The sequence below is a fragment of the Ruegeria sp. HKCCD6426 genome, assembly GCF_057221115.1.
The window spans coordinates 298,131-313,270 of record NZ_JBWVBF010000002.1 but is presented as its reverse complement, the minus strand read 5'-3'; the positions used below and the strand labels follow the sequence as shown (position 1 = coordinate 313,270).

At 54.5% G+C, this 15,140-nt stretch carries 13 protein-coding genes and 1 pseudogene; 9 read left to right on the top strand and 5 right to left on the bottom strand.

All coding sequences use genetic code 11. The annotated features are described in order from the left end of the window. Positions 1 to 64: 64 nt before the first annotated feature. The 5 genes from AC2TDA_RS06245 to AC2TDA_RS06225 all read right to left on the bottom strand — a co-directional run bounded on the left by AC2TDA_RS06245 (position 65) and on the right by AC2TDA_RS06225 (position 4,049). Complete coding sequence (locus AC2TDA_RS06245) at positions 65 to 1,216, bottom strand: hypothetical protein (protein ID WP_480877863.1); 1,152 nt, start codon at positions 1,214 to 1,216, stop codon at positions 65 to 67. A gap of 180 nt (positions 1,217 to 1,396) precedes the next feature. Continuing rightward, on the bottom strand, positions 1,397 to 1,621 hold the full coding sequence (locus AC2TDA_RS06240; RefSeq protein ID WP_170326242.1) for a hypothetical protein: 225 nt from the start codon (positions 1,619 to 1,621) through the stop codon (positions 1,397 to 1,399). Positions 1,622 to 1,754: 133 nt separating this feature from the next. After that, positions 1,755 to 1,979, bottom strand: coding sequence for a helix-turn-helix transcriptional regulator (locus AC2TDA_RS06235; protein ID WP_480877865.1), 225 nt, complete (start codon positions 1,977 to 1,979; stop codon positions 1,755 to 1,757). A gap of 103 nt (positions 1,980 to 2,082) precedes the next feature. Continuing rightward, positions 2,083 to 2,751 carry a hypothetical protein gene (locus AC2TDA_RS06230; RefSeq protein ID WP_480877866.1) on the bottom strand — a complete coding sequence of 223 codons (669 nt, stop codon included), beginning with the start codon at positions 2,749 to 2,751 and terminating at the stop codon, positions 2,083 to 2,085. Between the two features lie 113 nt (positions 2,752 to 2,864). Beyond that, positions 2,865 to 4,049 carry a tyrosine-type recombinase/integrase gene (locus tag AC2TDA_RS06225; protein WP_480877868.1) on the bottom strand — a complete coding sequence of 395 codons (1,185 nt, stop codon included), beginning with the start codon at positions 4,047 to 4,049 and terminating at the stop codon, positions 2,865 to 2,867. A 429-nt stretch (positions 4,050 to 4,478) separates the two neighbouring features. Here AC2TDA_RS06225 and AC2TDA_RS06220 point away from each other — a divergent pair, with 429 nt between their 5' ends. The 9 genes and pseudogenes from AC2TDA_RS06220 to AC2TDA_RS06180 all read left to right on the top strand — a co-directional run bounded on the left by AC2TDA_RS06220 (position 4,479) and on the right by AC2TDA_RS06180 (position 15,120). Then, positions 4,479 to 4,967: a helix-turn-helix transcriptional regulator gene (locus AC2TDA_RS06220; protein WP_480877870.1), complete on the top strand. Its 489-nt coding sequence runs from the start codon at positions 4,479 to 4,481 to the stop codon at positions 4,965 to 4,967. 397 nt (positions 4,968 to 5,364) lie between these two features. Beyond that, the gene (locus AC2TDA_RS06215; RefSeq protein WP_480877872.1) at positions 5,365 to 9,411 is read left to right on the top strand and encodes a hypothetical protein; all 4,047 of its coding nucleotides are present in this window, start codon (positions 5,365 to 5,367) and stop codon (positions 9,409 to 9,411) included. A 184-nt stretch (positions 9,412 to 9,595) separates the two neighbouring features. Next, positions 9,596 to 9,844, top strand: a pseudogene (locus AC2TDA_RS06210) (transposase); the annotation flags it as partial. A 104-nt stretch (positions 9,845 to 9,948) separates the two neighbouring features. After that, positions 9,949 to 10,224, top strand: a complete 276-nt coding sequence (locus tag AC2TDA_RS06205; RefSeq protein ID WP_480877874.1) for a PepSY domain-containing protein — start codon at positions 9,949 to 9,951, stop codon at positions 10,222 to 10,224. A gap of 54 nt (positions 10,225 to 10,278) precedes the next feature. Next, positions 10,279 to 10,800 (top strand): helix-turn-helix transcriptional regulator, encoded by a 522-nt coding sequence (locus AC2TDA_RS06200; protein WP_480877876.1) that lies wholly within the window; start codon positions 10,279 to 10,281, stop codon positions 10,798 to 10,800. Next, entirely contained in the window at positions 10,797 to 12,122 is a 1,326-nt protein-coding gene (locus AC2TDA_RS06195; protein ID WP_480877878.1) for a ferredoxin reductase family protein, read from the top strand. The genes AC2TDA_RS06200 and AC2TDA_RS06195 overlap by 4 nt, the downstream gene beginning before the upstream one ends. 393 nt (positions 12,123 to 12,515) lie before the next feature. After that, positions 12,516 to 13,595 carry a hypothetical protein gene (locus AC2TDA_RS06190; RefSeq protein ID WP_480877880.1) on the top strand — a complete coding sequence of 360 codons (1,080 nt, stop codon included), beginning with the start codon at positions 12,516 to 12,518 and terminating at the stop codon, positions 13,593 to 13,595. A gap of 5 nt (positions 13,596 to 13,600) precedes the next feature. Next, positions 13,601 to 14,005 carry a hypothetical protein gene (locus tag AC2TDA_RS06185; RefSeq protein WP_480877881.1) on the top strand — a complete coding sequence of 135 codons (405 nt, stop codon included), beginning with the start codon at positions 13,601 to 13,603 and terminating at the stop codon, positions 14,003 to 14,005. Then, entirely contained in the window at positions 14,002 to 15,120 is a 1,119-nt protein-coding gene (locus AC2TDA_RS06180; protein WP_480877883.1) for a hypothetical protein, read from the top strand. The genes AC2TDA_RS06185 and AC2TDA_RS06180 overlap by 4 nt, the downstream gene beginning before the upstream one ends. Positions 15,121 to 15,140 lie beyond the last annotated feature (20 nt).

Here is a 15,140-nt window from a genome sequence, read left to right as displayed (position 1 = left end):
CAGCTTAGGGCTCAAACTGCCCAAATGGACACGGCAAAAATGAAGGCGGGTGCTCGTCAGTGGTTTACGCAATGAACCGATATCTGTTCTTCGCTTCATGCAGCTTGTTTGCGGCGCGCTCGGGATCGGCCTGTACATTCTCTGCGAGCCTGCCTCCAACACTTTGCATGAAATCACCCAGCTCACTTTCCTGAGTATCCTCCAGTGCGGCTAGCGTGATCCCAAGGCCTGCAATTTGCGCCGTGATCAACCTAATTTGCTCAGCGCGATGTACGTGCTTGACGCTGGTTGCGTCGATGTGGCTGCGCATTTCCAGCAAGTCATCCTCCGACGATCCAGCAACCAAATCCCAAATTTGATGATTGGACCACCGAGCGCGATTGCTGTCATCAGGATCAGGCTCACAGTAACGTATCTTCTGCAACGCCTCGGAAATGACATCGCCGAACATGGCATCGAATTGAGGCCATGTCCTGATCTGCCAACGATCCTTGAGCAAATCTTTCCCAGCACGAACCTCAACACGCCACACACGACTTTGAGACGCATCAGAATGGTCCAAAGGGGGCAAATCATCCCGCTCAAGGTTTGTGTTCCAGATATCCCACCAGATCGGTTTTTTCGTGTCGATCACTTCGCGACGCTTGTCATAAATGATGACCTGACGTCCCGGCATTTTACCGACCGTAACGGATGTGAACTGACCAGATTTACCATTGCTGCGCATGTCGTCCTGAACTGTGAGATAGTCGGCGCGGTTGGTGTGACTGTGAATGACGAAGTTTTCAGGAACTAGTTCAAACTTTGGTGCAAGGATATCAACGCAGAAATCGGCGCGGCCAATGCTGACTTGATGTGACTCAAAGCGGATTCCGAGCCTTGTTAGGGTCATATCAATGTAGGAACGCGCGTGCCCGAGGCCGTGCGTCGCAAGGAGTGTTGAACCGACCGAAACCCGAATGCCCCACGGGTCGCGCGCATTTGGCTTCTTGAAGAACCAAGTTACGTCCAATGGCCCGCCTTTGAGGATAAAGCGATATCCGTTGCCACCGTGAGGGAACAAATCAAAGTCCGCGCCACCATAGCTGAACGGAATGGGATGCCGCTCTTCCTCGGCTCGTTCCCGTTCGGTGTTCAATACCTCGAACAACTCCTGCGAGATATTCGCCTGAATCGAAAGTGCGATGGTGTCGAAGCCTCGATGAACAACTTGCATTTTTGGGTCTCCTTGGGTTTCGGTATTTCCAGAGGGGGGTGCTACAATCACCCCCCTCTTTCGGCGAATGCCGCGCGATATGGTAAAGGTTTGGAAAGGGGCGGGCGCTGATGCGCCCTTCGATAGTGCCTCCGGCGGGGCAGCTATTGTTTTGGGGCCGGGCTGGACGCCCGGCGGGTATCATTGGCTGGCTGCAGCCTGCTTGCGTGAAATCCAATTCTCTGCACGTTCGGCGCATTTGGCGACGTTCAGAAGATCATTGTGAGAAAACGCGCTGGTGGTGCGCCAGTCGCCCTCCCCGTTCTTGTAGGATCGTGAGATATCGACTGAGAAAAACCCATCATTGTCCCAGATCGTTGCGGTGATGAGCCCGATTTTGAATTTGAAAGCGGGTTGCTGTGTCATGGTGAACTCCTTGTTCGAACTGTTTGGCAGACACAGTAAGGGCGCGAGGTGGCGACACCCCGCGCCCCTGAGAGCCATCCGGCCCCAAAATCCCACTCAGCGCTGCCAACTCTGAGCGGGCAAAACTCGAAAGTCAGGAAGGTGCGGCGCTGGTATTGGCGACCCGCTTTTCGGCAATCCATTTTTGCAGATCGCGGCGCGTGTAACGGACAGAACGACCGGACACTTTCACGAACATCGGTCCGCCGCCCCGAACCCGCCAGTTCTGCAAAGCGCGTACCGAATAGCAAAGATAGCTGGCGGCTTCTTTTTCATCGATAAGTCGGTCGAAGTAGTCCGGATCAATCTGTGCTTGCATGGTCGCCTCGCTGCATGCCGTTTCGTTGCAACCAGAATGCAGCGTAGGCGCGGATTATTCTAATGTCATATATGGCTCAAAATCTGTCCATTTATGACATCCCCTATTTTTTAAAGCCAAACACGCGCAATGTCGTGTTCCCGATAGTGTGCGATGTCGGGAATTTGTGACTCTGATCAGCCCAGAAGAATGCATACAGGAAGCTAAAGAAATCGCTTTTGTAAGGCTGGTCTTCGTCCAGTTCGTCGTAGCGATAAGTCTCCATCGGGTTGCGCCCGCTATAGTGCAGGAAGACCTTCGCGAGTTGTTGGATCGTTTCTTCCAAACTTTCGTTTTGCTTAGGTCTAGCACGTGGGCGCTTGTGATGCTCTAGTGCGTCTCCAATCAAGAACGCAATCTCGGGAAGTTTCTCGTTCAGGACATCAATCAGATACTCTCCGTAATCCAACCCTTCGTGGTCAGCACCCATCGCATTTTCAAAGTAATCTTCTGGCTCATTCGCCATTCCAACCTCTTCAAGTTCCCATTGAATAGATGGAGGCAGGTTTGAAAGCTGATCCAGCAAGGATCTGACAGTCTTGTCTAGCTTGCCGTAGATGGCTTTGCGCTCTTTCGCAGGAAGTTGCGATATCCGTCGGTCTTTGGGGTGGTAGTGCTGAGCAATCCACGCAATGTCCGTAGCAAACCCTTCTGCTACGGGCAGTGGAAGTTGCATCTGGCTCCACATGTTTTCGAAGTCCAATTCGCTGTTCTTGTCGTGATTATCCAACATATGTCCGGAGCCTGTATTGCTATTTCTCTTATGGTTGCTGCGAAACGGCCTATGTAACGTAACCTATACGTAGGGCGTCCAATTCCGCAGCGCTGTCCCTATGTAAGGTAGCGTTACTGTACAACCCGCAGCGGTGTGGTTCTGACGTCCTTTCGAACCGCGCGAGCCAAACGGGCGGCAACTGACCCCGCTGCGCGCTGAACGGCATCGTCCGCAAGGTGAGCATAGCGCAGGGTCGTGGTCAGGTTCTTATGGCCCATAATCTCCTTAAGGGTGAACGGGTCGATCCCGTCTTTCATTGCCACAGAGGCATAGGTGTGCCTGAGATCATGTATACGGACGTCTTCCAGTCCTGCTGTCTTACGTATACGCCGCCACGGCTTTTGCAGGTTGTTAAGTGGTCCGTTCTCCGACTCGCCCAATATGACGTAGGGATTGCCCGGTTGTCGGGGCAGGTCCATTAGGATGTCATAAGCTTCCCTTGGCAACGGGATGCGGCGACGTCCGGTTTTACTGTCCGGCAATTCCAGATGGTGAGACGTTATAAAGTCCCAGCCCAGCGTCAGGATCTCGCTGAGGCGGCATCCGGTGTAAATAAGTAGAAGAAGGGCCGAAACCACGTATACAGTCTCTGTACCGTCTTCCAGCGCCTCTGCCAGCACTTCGCCGAGCCGTATCTGTTCCGCGTCTGACAGATATCGTTTCTTCTCTTCTTCGCGGAACTTCTTGATCCGGCGCGCGGGGTTCGATCCGGGCTGCCGCAATCCCCAATCCTCGGCCAGATTGAACAGCTTCGACAGCATCGCTGCCGCCCGGTTGGCCTGATACGGGGTTTCGCGCAAACCGTGGTGAAACGCCACCACGTCGGCGCGGGTCACCTCGGCAATTGGGATCGGGCCAAGCTTGGGTCGGATAAACCTGCGAATGACGCTGTGATAGTCACGGGCTGTGGTTGGCTTGCAATGCTGGTCGACATATTCCTCTAGAAACCGATCACAGAGACCCGCAACGGTTGGTGCGCGCCGCCTGGCTTGTTTTTCGGCGGAAGGGTCCGATCCGCGCGCAACGTCGCCCAGAAGCTGCTTGGCTTGTGTCCGCGCTTCCTCAGCCGTCAGAACGCCATGTTGGCCGATGGTGATCCGTCGCGTCCTACGTCCGGCCCGGTACTGAACCAGATAGGTCTTTTTGCCGGAGGGATAGACCCGCAGCCCAAAACCGCGCATGTCCCGGTCCCAGACAAGGTATTCCTTGGTCTCAATGGAAAGACCCTCTACCGCGCGTTTGGTCAGTTTGAACATATCCAGAACACTCCTTGCTTCCGGCCTGCTTCCGGAAGCTATACGGAAGCAAATGGCGGCGAATTCTGGAGTAATTCATGAATTCAAGGCGCAGCGAAGGTCAACGTAAAATACTGTTTTTGCTTCATTTTTGTCAGTGTAGCGAAATCTGGAGAAATACAGAGAAATGGCACTGGCCGTTCTTTTAATCAGTGGGTCGCAGGTTCGAATCCTGCACGGCTCACCACTTTTTTCAGTGACATAGCCGATATTTGTCTCTGACTGGAGATAGCGTGGGTACCGCTGGGCTACCACGAAACGTAACTTCATCGAAATAAAGTCGTTGAGCGCCTCAACCTTTGGCAGCGCCCCGGCAGTTGTCGCTTGAGGTGCCGCGTGTACCTGGCGTAAGAACCCGCGATCAATCCTCTATTCTCTGTGGAAGCTTCAATGCCATCAAAAAAACGCCTGACGATTTCGTTCTTCGCCTCACTTTTCTGCGCCTTTGTCATGCTGTTCGAAGATATCGGCGAAGCGATGGGTGTAGCCTGGATTGATGAATGGGATGACATTCATGTCTGGGAAGTCCTGATCATGTTGTCCCTGTTTGGTGCAATAATGCTTCTTGGTTTCGAGGTATTGAAGATGCGCCGGTATCAGGAGACGCTTGAGGATAAAGTGGCCAGAGCTTCAAGCGCGTTTGAAGATTTGTTGAATGCCTATTTCGAGAAGTGGTCTTTCTCAGAGGCGGAACGCGAGGTTACCCGCCTGTTGATCAAAGGGTGTTCAACCGCCGAAATGGCAGAGATCCGCAATGCCAAGGAAGGCACCATCAAGGCGCAAACCAACTCGATCTATAAAAAATCAGGATACGCCGGCAAGGCGCAGCTGCTGAGCGCATTTCTGGAGGACCTGACCGACGGCGGATCGGTGGCCTGATTTCAATCCTGTCGAGTCGCGTGCAGCCTGAACCTCGCAAATATAGCGGGAAGTCTCAAAGTTGGATAAACGCCTGTCACGATTGCATAAACTAAAGTTCTAAACCGCCGATTTGGCCACATTTCCGCCCTCATCACTCTTTTAACGCTGCTCTGGAGTGTGCAAACACACATCGCATTGAGTGGGTGACGCTGGGGAAACAACCCTGCGGACTCGGGGAACGGAAATGAGCCAGATGGGGCAGAGTTATATGCAGATCGAGCAAAGAGTTCGTGCTTTCACGCGCGGGGGGCGTTTGACCAAGTGGAAGGGTAGAGTAGCGAGTGTCGCCCCCTCAGTATTTTTGTGTTCTGCCTCGGTTTTGGCAGTTTCCGCGGGATCTGTTTTTGGCGAAGTGGTGAACGGGCCACGGACGACACCTCTGGTCAGTAGCGTCGACGAAGATCATACGATTACGGCAACAGGTTCGATTGACGTCAACCTGTTGACCGGGCCGGGGGTGGTCCAGATCAATGTGCCGGATTATACCAGTACGCTGACAAATGACGGGCGGCTGACAGCGCCGGAAGGTACACTGAGGACCCGTTCAGCTATTGACATCAATGGTGATCTGTCCGGCACAGTTCTGAATTCTGGAACGATTTCGATGGGCGCAGCGACTGGCGACAGTGCTGTGCTGTACGGTGTCGATGTATTGGGGAATTTGACGGGTGCCGTTCAGAACACAGGCACCATCGACATTGCAAATTCCGCTCTGACATTTGGCACCGCAACAGGTATTTCAGCTAATCAGATCGACGGCGCGCTATCCAACAGTGGAACGATCAATGTTCGGGCTGACCTCAGCTCTCGGGTATCGGCCGTCGGGATAGCGGCTCAGACCGTGAATGGGACTGTCAGCAACAACGGCAACATTACCGTCGACGCGTCCAGTTCTGGCGGCAGTGCCTTTGCAGATGGCTTCAAACTGGCAACTGTCGCCGGGACGGTCGAGAACTCAGGGCCTATCGTCGCTGCAGCTTCGGGCAGCGTAACCGCAAGTGTAGATGGAATTGGTATCAACTACCTTTCAGGCCATCTGATCAACTCCGGTGCCATAAACGTTGTGGGCAACGCTGGAAGCAACGCAAACGGCGATGCGATCGAGATTGCGACTGTCTCAGGTCGTTTGGAGAACAGCGCCGCTTTGACGGTTTCGATGACGGCGGGTGACACCGGTCGTGCTTCCTTTGACGTTGTCGAAGTTTCGAACCTGACAGGAACGCTAACTAACTCGGGAGCTATCAACGGAACTGCCATGGCCGGAAGCGCTGGCGCCGATGGATTTGACATTGCGGATGTAGCCAACAGTGCCGTCTTCGACAACTCTGGCGCGGTGAACGTTCAGGTCCTGGGCACCACAGCGGATGCAAGAGCGGATGGTTTGGATTTTGGTGACGTCAACGGCAACGTCGCGAATTCCGGACAGATCAATGTCATTGCGAACGGAACCACCTCGGCGACAGCCCGGGGAATTCACGGAGGAAACATCTCTGGCACACTGGTCAACAGCGGACGGATTTTCACGGATGCAAGGTCCGGTAACAGGTCAGCTGAAGCTTTTGGCTTTCAGGTTGATGAGGTTCGCAATCAGCTGACCAATGACGGGCAACTGGTGATCGCGGCGGCCGGGGTGAGCAACGTCTCTGCGATTGGAATTTCTACGGATTTCGTTCAAGGCGCGTTAACCAACAACGGAACCATCACTGCAATCGGACAAGGCGGCAGCACTGACGTGATCGGGATAGAGACTGGAAATGTCGACGGCACCCTGATCAACACAAATACAATTGCTTTGGACGCAATCGCCACCTCATTTTCGGCTCTTGCGACAGGCATTGACGCTGGAAGGTTGAACGGGCTGCTACAAAACTCTGGTAACATCCTCGTTCAGGTGGAGGCCGTTAATCATGCATCGACCTACGGTATTGAAGTCGGAGAAATAGATGGCACTCTGAACAACTCGGGAACGATTACCGTCAATGTAGTCAATGGTTCGAGCGTCGAAGCCATAGGAATCCGGTCTTCCACTCTGACGGGTTCATTCGCCAACAGCGGGAATATCTCGGTTGTTGCGCAGGGGGCTGAAGTAACAGCGGAAGGGATCAGCGTGAACGGCGTACTCGCAGGGGCCGACGTCACCAACGCCGGCACGGTTTCCGTCCTCGCCGAAAGCCCAAGTTCTTATGCAAGCGCTATTGGCGTCACGGCCAACGGTACCGTCGAGGGCACGTTCAGCAACAGCGGAAGCCTGATCGTTCAGGCGGTTTCCGGTGGTTTCACGGCAACCGCTTACGGTATCGAGATCTCTCATGTCGAAGGACAATTCTCCAACAGCGGTTCGATCATGGCAACTGCGCAGGGTATTACTGCGCAGGCCACCGGTATCCGCAGCGGCCTAATATTCGGCGCGACCAGCAATTCCGGTTCAATCACCGTTCTGGCCGATGGGCAGACAACCGCCTTTGCGCTGGGGATTGAAATGAACGATCTCGTCGGGTCTTTTGCCAACACGGGGACAATTACAGTTGCCGCATCGGGCGGGTCGACTGCCGGTGCAGTCGGTATCACATCGAGCGACTACCTGGGATTCGCAAGCGGACAGTTTGAAAATTCGGGTAACATCTCGGTGACCGCAATAGCCGATAACGGGTCGAGCGCCAGCGCGGTGGGTATCAGCACCAGTAAAAGCGGTACCTATTTGAATTCCGGCAACATTTCCGTCGCTTCGAAAGGCGATAGGATGGCATATGCCTACGCACAGGGGCTGCGCATCGGAGAGGTCGAAGGGTCCACAGCCAACAGCGGCGACATCTCGGCGCGGGTCGAAAACACCCACGGCACCTCGGCCTACGCTGAGGGGATGTTTGCCGGAATAATTCAGGAGAACGCGCAGATTTCAAATTCGGGGACAGTGCAAGTCGCCGCCATCGGCCAGAATGTATCTACGGTCGCTGCCACCGGTCTGGGCTTTGGCCAGATCGAGGGCATAGCCGAAAACTCGGGAACAATCTCTGTATCCGCTCTGGGAGATTCCCAGATCAGGGCCGAAGGGTTGTTTGCCGGCGATCTGACCGCAACCGGCGTCCTGACCCACAGCGGCTCGATATCCGTTACCGCCACCGGGGGTACCGCAGAAGCCTATGGCTTGCATCTGCAATCGGCTCAGGGCGTGGTCAACGTCACCGGCGACATTGCGGTCCAGTCGTCAGGCCAAAGTTATTCCGTCTTTCTTGGCGATGGCGGTGGCACGCTCAATGTCGAAACTTCAGCCAATATTGATGGAACCATTCGGGTCAGTGATCATGACGTCAATCTGAAGAATGTCGGTGGACGGGTTGTCTATCACTTCCAGGACGATGACACGTCCACTGGTGTCTTCACCACGACGGTGTCCTCACCGTTTCAGGGTTGGTTTGTTGACGACGAAGGCGGCACGGCCCCTGTCTATGCCACATTTGATGCCACTGAATTGCAGCCCAACACAAACCAGGCGTTTGAAATTGCCGGACTGTCTTACGATTTGGCCCGCCAGTTGGATAGCACTGATGGTGGCACTGTTAGTCAGGACAGAGTTGTTCTCAGTACCCGTGGAAGTGGTGCCATCGAAGGGTTCAGGCCGTATTTTCTGATCAGCGGCAGTCGAAGCGATGGAACTTCGAGCGGGAGTTCTGCGTCCCTGTCGTCGAACATGTGGAGTGCCAGCGCAGGTGTAACCCGCGATCTTGGAACCGGCCTGCGATACGGGCTTGGGGCCAGCTATCTCAAGAATGACGGTACCTTTGGCGCTACGTCTTTCGACACGTCCGGTGTCTTCATGAGCGGCATCATCGCCCAGAACTTTGGCTTTGCTGATCTGAGCTTTGGTCTTGGTTACGGCAACCTGGATCACGACGACTCCACCACAAGCGGAAACACCACAACTGATGCGGATTATTCCAGCGACATGATTACTGTGCTGGTGGCTGCCGAACGGGACTTCGGAATGGAGAATGGTGCGATCCTGACCCCGCGGGCCAGCTTTTTGCATGGCGAACAGGACCTGGATGGTTACACCGAGACGGGCAGCAGCCCCAATGCGACGGTGGGCGATAGAACCGTCACGTTCAGCGAGACCCGGATAGGAGGCGCATACTCGACCGCCGTGGGTGGCGGAAGTCTCTCGGCGTCGCTGGCCGCCGTACATCGCGACGCGGATGCGCCGTCGGTTGTTGATGTCGCAATTTTTGGCAACACCCTTGCACTTGCCTCAGGCGGCAGCGGAACCGACACTTTTGGCGAAGTGGGCCTGAGCTATGAGAAAGCCTTTGATCACGGTGGAAACCTACGCCTTGAGGCGAGATCAACGCTTGGTGCCGACGTATCCACGCAGGCTCTCTGGGCGTCGTACGAATGGCGGTTTTAAGCAATAGATACGTCATAGTGAGGTAGCGCAGTAGCATATGCAGTCTCACGTGGGCCATCTCGAACCTTCTCAGGTGGCCCACAGAGTATTTTGCTGGGAACTAATCCGATAAGCCCAACAGGATAGATGGGCATAAGAGTCCATAGGATCAACGAATTGGAGGACGCCCTCCGATTTCCAGCCGGATCTGGTGCGCAAGATGAAGCGCTGTTCGTCTCACCAGTTACAACGGGAATTCCCCGCGCTGCGCAGGCGCTATTGGAGCCGCTGGTTCTGGGGCAGGGGATATTTCTTAACCACAAACGGTGTCATCACTAGGGGTGTCGTTATGCAGTATCTCGAATACCTCATCGCCGATCCCACCAACGCCGGTCGACAGTTGTTCAGTTCAGGCCGAGCTAATCGCCTTAGTTGGCATAAACTTTCGGCCTAAGCCGCTTGAATTCTGCCAAAAGTCCAATTTTGTCGATCTCAAGAACTTCTCAGATAAGAGCAACCGCAATCTCGCGGTGGCAGATTTCTTGGAAAGGAATGCAAATGAACAATCTTGGAAAACTGGCGATTCTGGCTGTTCTCATTACGCCCGGATTGGCTCTGGCGCAGGTCAATGTGGGCGATACCCTGGGAACGTCGGTGGCGGCCATTCGCTCTGCGTTAGAGGCGGAGGGTTACGTCATTTCAGAAGTAGAGACCGAGGATGACGAAATCGAAATCCAGGCGTCAATGGGTGGCACAGATTTCGAGATCGAGGTGTCGCCTGAGACCGGCCAAATACTCGAGATTGAACTGCAAGACCCCTCTGACGACAGCTGACCGTCGATTGGTGCGCCTTGTCTAAGGGCGCACCCCTTTTTCCGAAAGCCGATTATGACACGTATTACCATTTTATGGTCTTTGTTCGCTTTGCAGGCCGTCTGTAGCGCTTACTTCCTGATGGATATTATCCTGGATCTTCTTTGGCCGACATCCTCCATCCAATTGGCTGAAAGCGATCTTGTCGAGGCGCTGGTAACAGTTGCGCTGATCAGTGGGTTGGCGTTTACGGCGAACGAGCTGCGCCAAGTTCTGACCCGCCAAACCCAACTTGAAGATCAGGTAAAAGTTGCGTCAGGGGCATTCAGTGAGCTTCTGAAAACCCGATTTCAAGCGTGGTCTCTCAGCAAGGCAGAGCGTGAGGTCGCCATTCTCGCCATCAAGGGTTTCTCGATCGCTGAAATCGCCGATCTGAGGAGAACCAAACCGGGCACAATCAAGGCGCAATGTGCTTCTGTTTATCGAAAAGCTGGTGTGTCAGGTCGTCTGCAGCTTCTAAGTACTTTTATCGACGACCTTCTCGCGGACGAACTGATCAGCGCCGAATTTCAAACGCAGATCGAGGAAAACTCATGAAACCAATCGGACTCTTTTTGATCGGTGTGACGATGCTTGTCCCGGCTTACCAGCTTTTTTCTCTGCCGGGCATCACCGACCAGACAGCGCTGTTTTCCCAATATTTGGGTCTCGCAGCGCTGGTTCTGATGGCGTGGGGGCAAATTCTGTCAACGCGTCTGCCGGGGATCGAGCACTTATTCGGTGGCCTTGATCGTGTTTACGTCTTGCATAAATGGGCAGGGATCGCAGCAATGGCAGCAATTTTGTTGCACGATACAATTGGGGCCGAAATGCGCGGTCTTGGCCGCGAGACCGCATGGAATGACTTCGCTGAATCTTTGGGTGAAGTCAGTTTCTACGGGTTGCTCATCCTGGCCCTGATTTCCGTTGCGACGTTTATCCCCTATCACCTGTGGAAGTGGACGCACAAAGCCATGGGAGCCTTGTTTGCTATCGGTGCTCTCCATTTCTTCCTGATCATGAAGCCCTTTGCGATGACGGATCCTGCCGGATTGTATACCGGTTTTTTCTGTGCGCTGGGCATTGGTGCCTATTCATGGATGCTGCTGCCGCAAAAACTACGTCCGTCATACGGATACAAAATCTCGAAACTTGAGACGACCGGCGGTGCTTTGGCTGTTACACTTGAGCCTGAAGACAGACGGCTCAACCCAGTCCCTGGGCAATTTGGCGTTCTGCGCTTCACCGGCGCCGGGAAAAATGAACCGCATCCGTTCAGCTTTTCGAAAGTCGGTCCTGACGGCACTCTGCGTGTAACCGTGAAATCCCTTGGGGATTATACATCTACTCTGGGCCGCGCCCTAAAAGAAGGTCAGTCTGTTCATATCCAAGGCCCTTATGGGCGGTTCCGCCATATAGGCAGGGGCCCTGAGGTCTGGGTCGCGGGCGGCATCGGTATCACTCCATTTCTTGCATGGGCCAATGCGTTGAACGGTGACGGCGAACCAGTTGATCTTTTCTTTTGCGTCAGCTCCCGAGGGGCCGCCCCGCATTTGAAAGAAGTCGAAAAACTTGCTGAACTCAAACCGAATTTGAGGTTGCACCTCGTAATATCTGACGAAGGTCAACGCATCAGCGCTGAAATGATCGCCGGCGTCATAGGCCCGAACCTGTCGCGTGCAAAAGTCTCCTTTTGTGGGCCGGTCTCTCTCCGGGTGTCTCTCAGCGAAGGCTTGCGTCGCTTCGGTGTGCCTGCGCGAAGGTTCCAGTTTGAGGAGTTTGAGTTTCGAACAGGCGTCGGCGTCAGGGGTCTGGCTGGATGGTTGCGAACCCGAAACCTTACCAGCGTTTCTCAATTTCAATTTGGCAACCGTGAATGACGGTTCCAATAATACCAACCGTCTTTCCAAGGATGGGCGGTTTCCTGTTTTGAACGATCATGAAGATAACACCACCGCGTGCGCATGAGGTACGAAATGCAGTTACGCCACTTGTTGTTGCTATGGGTGACGCGGAGGTGACGTTTTTGGAGCTGCAGTAGCAACAAGTGGATTAAGGAAGCCGTTACAGGCAAAACAACACCGGATAATAAGTCCTTGAAAAGACGCCGTACCTACACAGGCGACGTCGTTCCCTTCGGTGATAAGTTGTCGCATCTATCTTTTTCGCTGTGAGTTTGCCAATCTTTGCAGAATTTCAGGACCCAAGGGGATGTAAATCAGCATAACATTCCCTATCTTATTGGGTATATAAGAAAAATAAGGATAGGACAGATGTCGAACCAGCAATTCGAGGCGTTGATTCAAGAGACTCAACAGAAAGTACGTGAGAGCCAATCGCAGATAGAAGGGCTAACATCACGGATCGAAGCCGCGCGAGCCAAGATCGGAACCTCCGAGGCGGATATCGACATTGAAAACGCTACACTCGAAGACGTGCACGCGCACACCGAGGTGATGAACGCCAATATCGCCGAGCTGATCATGGGGCTGGACGACGTCACCAGCGCTTTCTCCAAGGATTTCGATGAGATGCGTTCGAAATCCGGATGGGAGACCTTTGTTGGTATCTTCTCGAAAGGCAAATCCGAGTCGATGCGGCAGGAGCGTATGCGCACCGCCAATATCGACGACAAGCTGCAGGACCTGATCGCTAAATCCGATGTGATCGTGAAGTTGTTGGAAGGCCAGCTGTCGGTGCTGGAAGAACAGCGTGTGAAGGTCGAGGATAACCTGACCGGCACACTGGATGACCGCGAGGCGACTGTGGCCGAATTGGAGGCTCTGCGCGCCGAGATTCAGGGCATGGACCCGACGATCATCACGCTGGAAAACAAGATCAGCGTCGAACAGGACGCCGCCGCGCGCACTCAGCTTGAGACCGAACTGGCTGAGCTGAACAAGCAATACAACGCCAAGGTTCAGGAAGAGCAGGTCAAGCTGGCCAAAAGCCAGACGCTGGAGCGCTATATCGAAAAGGGCAAGACCTGGGTCGATTCACTGCAAAACCAGGCGGCAACGCAGATGGTGCTGATCAACAAGCTGCAAACAGACACGCAACAGCGCGTGGTGCTGTATGACGCCCTGACCAAGTCGCTGAAAACGGCGCAGCAGCAGGACGTGGCCCACCGCATAAACGAGATCGGCGTGCAGACAGATCAAGAGGCACAAACCGCCATGGCCGCCATCGGCACCGCGACCAACCAGAAAATGGCCGACATGCTTGAGGCACATGAGGACCACATGGTCTTTGCCCGCGACGTGCTGGAGAAGAAGGCCAAGGCAGACGAACGCTTTGCCCGCCGCTTTGCCTCGATTGTCGAGAAGCATGATAAGAATTTGTATGGGGGTTGAGCTGGGTGAGCTACGCATCACATCGCATTCTCAACCTTCTTTTCGGCGCGTTGTTTGTTGCATTGCTTCTATCCATTGCTGCGGGCATTGCATCTGACAAACCCAATCTCAGCATCTTGGCCTGCTGGAGTATCGTGCCTCTTTGGATAGTAAAATCGTTTATTCTGAGGGATGGCCGTGGCCGGGACAAAGATTACCTGACCATTTCAGAGGCGGTGAAGTCCAAGCGTTTTTGGCGGAAATATTTCAGAGAATGGGCTTTGCCGTTTTCAGGATTTCTGCTCGGCGGACTTTTGTATCTTTATTGGGGTTTACCGATAGCTGGTGCCGTTGGTCTGTACCTATTCCTTTTCGTCGGAACAGTGGACCATTGCCGTTTGGAATCCAATCGTCGTAGACGCACTCAATGACTGACCCAACCCACGACCATGTCGGCCTGACCGACACCTTCGCCTCGCGCCGCTATTTCCGCAAATTTGAGGTGATCACCGTCCACCTCCTGCGCGTGGCCGCGACGATGGAGGCTGAGGGCGTGATCAGCAAGCAAGAGGTGCGGATCGTGTCGCGCTACCTCTCAGGGCTGCTCTACACATTTCGCGCGCTGAGCATGAAATACCTGCTGGTCGGGCGCGATACGGGGCGATTCTTTGGCAGCCTCGCCATGGACAAGCGCGACAGCGGGTTTCCGGTGGCGGCTGAGCTGCTGACCATGGCCAATGACGCGCAGCAGGCGCAGGTGCATCTGGCGAATATGCCCTCGGAAGAGGACCTGAAAACCGACATGGTGCGGACGATCATCGGTGATCAGAAAATTCCCACCAAACTGCAATTCGCGCTGTCTCAAAGGCTCTATTACGAGGAATTGCTGAAGGGTCAGCTGTTCTGGGCCCGTAACGATCCTGAATGCCACTGGATCGGGAATGAGGGCGAGCGGCGCAAGTTCATGATTCATTGGGCAGTCTATGACAGCCAGATCAACCTGCCGGTCATTTACCTGATGCAGCTTGAGGACAGCGGTAAAACCGCCCTGCCCAAGGACCAACGTCGCTGGCCCGAGGTGCAGGCGCATCTGATGGCGCAGTCCCTTGGCGGGTTGAAACTGGTGACCATCGCCAAAGGCTTCGATCAGGATTTCGACGACCTGCACCCCAAACATCTGCGCCGCATCCATGTGGGGCCGATGTATTCCTCGGCCTATACCGAGCAATCCGGGCCTCTGCGGCAGGTGCTGGAGGGCGCGCAGGCGCCCGAAGGTCAAGACTGGGCGCTGGCCTGGACCACGGAAGAGCTGGAAAGCGAAGAGGTGATCGAAGAACGCGCCGGGTGGTTCTCGACCGTTGAGCGTGAGGTCTTTGCGCTGGACCCGTTCGGCGGGCAGGGGGCCGAGACCGGCGCGACCCGGACAGAGCGGTCAATTATCCTGCCCCAACGCCCGTTTCAGGTTTTGGCCGAACGCAACCCGCCGGGCTTTGCCGATGTGCGCAAGTTTGTCGTCAGCAAGACCGGGCAGGTGTTGAGATATTGAATACAGCGAAGGCGATTTTG

Coding starts and splice junctions, on each gene's coding strand:
- AC2TDA_RS06225 (WP_480877868.1), bottom strand. CDS start 4,049: ATGTTCAAACTGACCAAACGCGCGGTAGAGGGTCTTTCCATTGAGACC.
- AC2TDA_RS06220 (WP_480877870.1), top strand. CDS start 4,479: ATGCCATCAAAAAAACGCCTGACGATTTCGTTCTTCGCCTCACTTTTC.
- AC2TDA_RS06230 (WP_480877866.1), bottom strand. CDS start 2,751: ATGTTGGATAATCACGACAAGAACAGCGAATTGGACTTCGAAAACATG.
- AC2TDA_RS06195 (WP_480877878.1), top strand. CDS start 10,797: ATGAAACCAATCGGACTCTTTTTGATCGGTGTGACGATGCTTGTCCCG.
- AC2TDA_RS06200 (WP_480877876.1), top strand. CDS start 10,279: ATGACACGTATTACCATTTTATGGTCTTTGTTCGCTTTGCAGGCCGTC.
- AC2TDA_RS06245 (WP_480877863.1), bottom strand. CDS start 1,216: ATGCAAGTTGTTCATCGAGGCTTCGACACCATCGCACTTTCGATTCAG.
- AC2TDA_RS06205 (WP_480877874.1), top strand. CDS start 9,949: ATGAACAATCTTGGAAAACTGGCGATTCTGGCTGTTCTCATTACGCCC.
- AC2TDA_RS06180 (WP_480877883.1), top strand. CDS start 14,002: ATGACTGACCCAACCCACGACCATGTCGGCCTGACCGACACCTTCGCC.
- AC2TDA_RS06235 (WP_480877865.1), bottom strand. CDS start 1,979: ATGCAAGCACAGATTGATCCGGACTACTTCGACCGACTTATCGATGAA.
- AC2TDA_RS06240 (WP_170326242.1), bottom strand. CDS start 1,621: ATGACACAGCAACCCGCTTTCAAATTCAAAATCGGGCTCATCACCGCA.
- AC2TDA_RS06190 (WP_480877880.1), top strand. CDS start 12,516: ATGTCGAACCAGCAATTCGAGGCGTTGATTCAAGAGACTCAACAGAAA.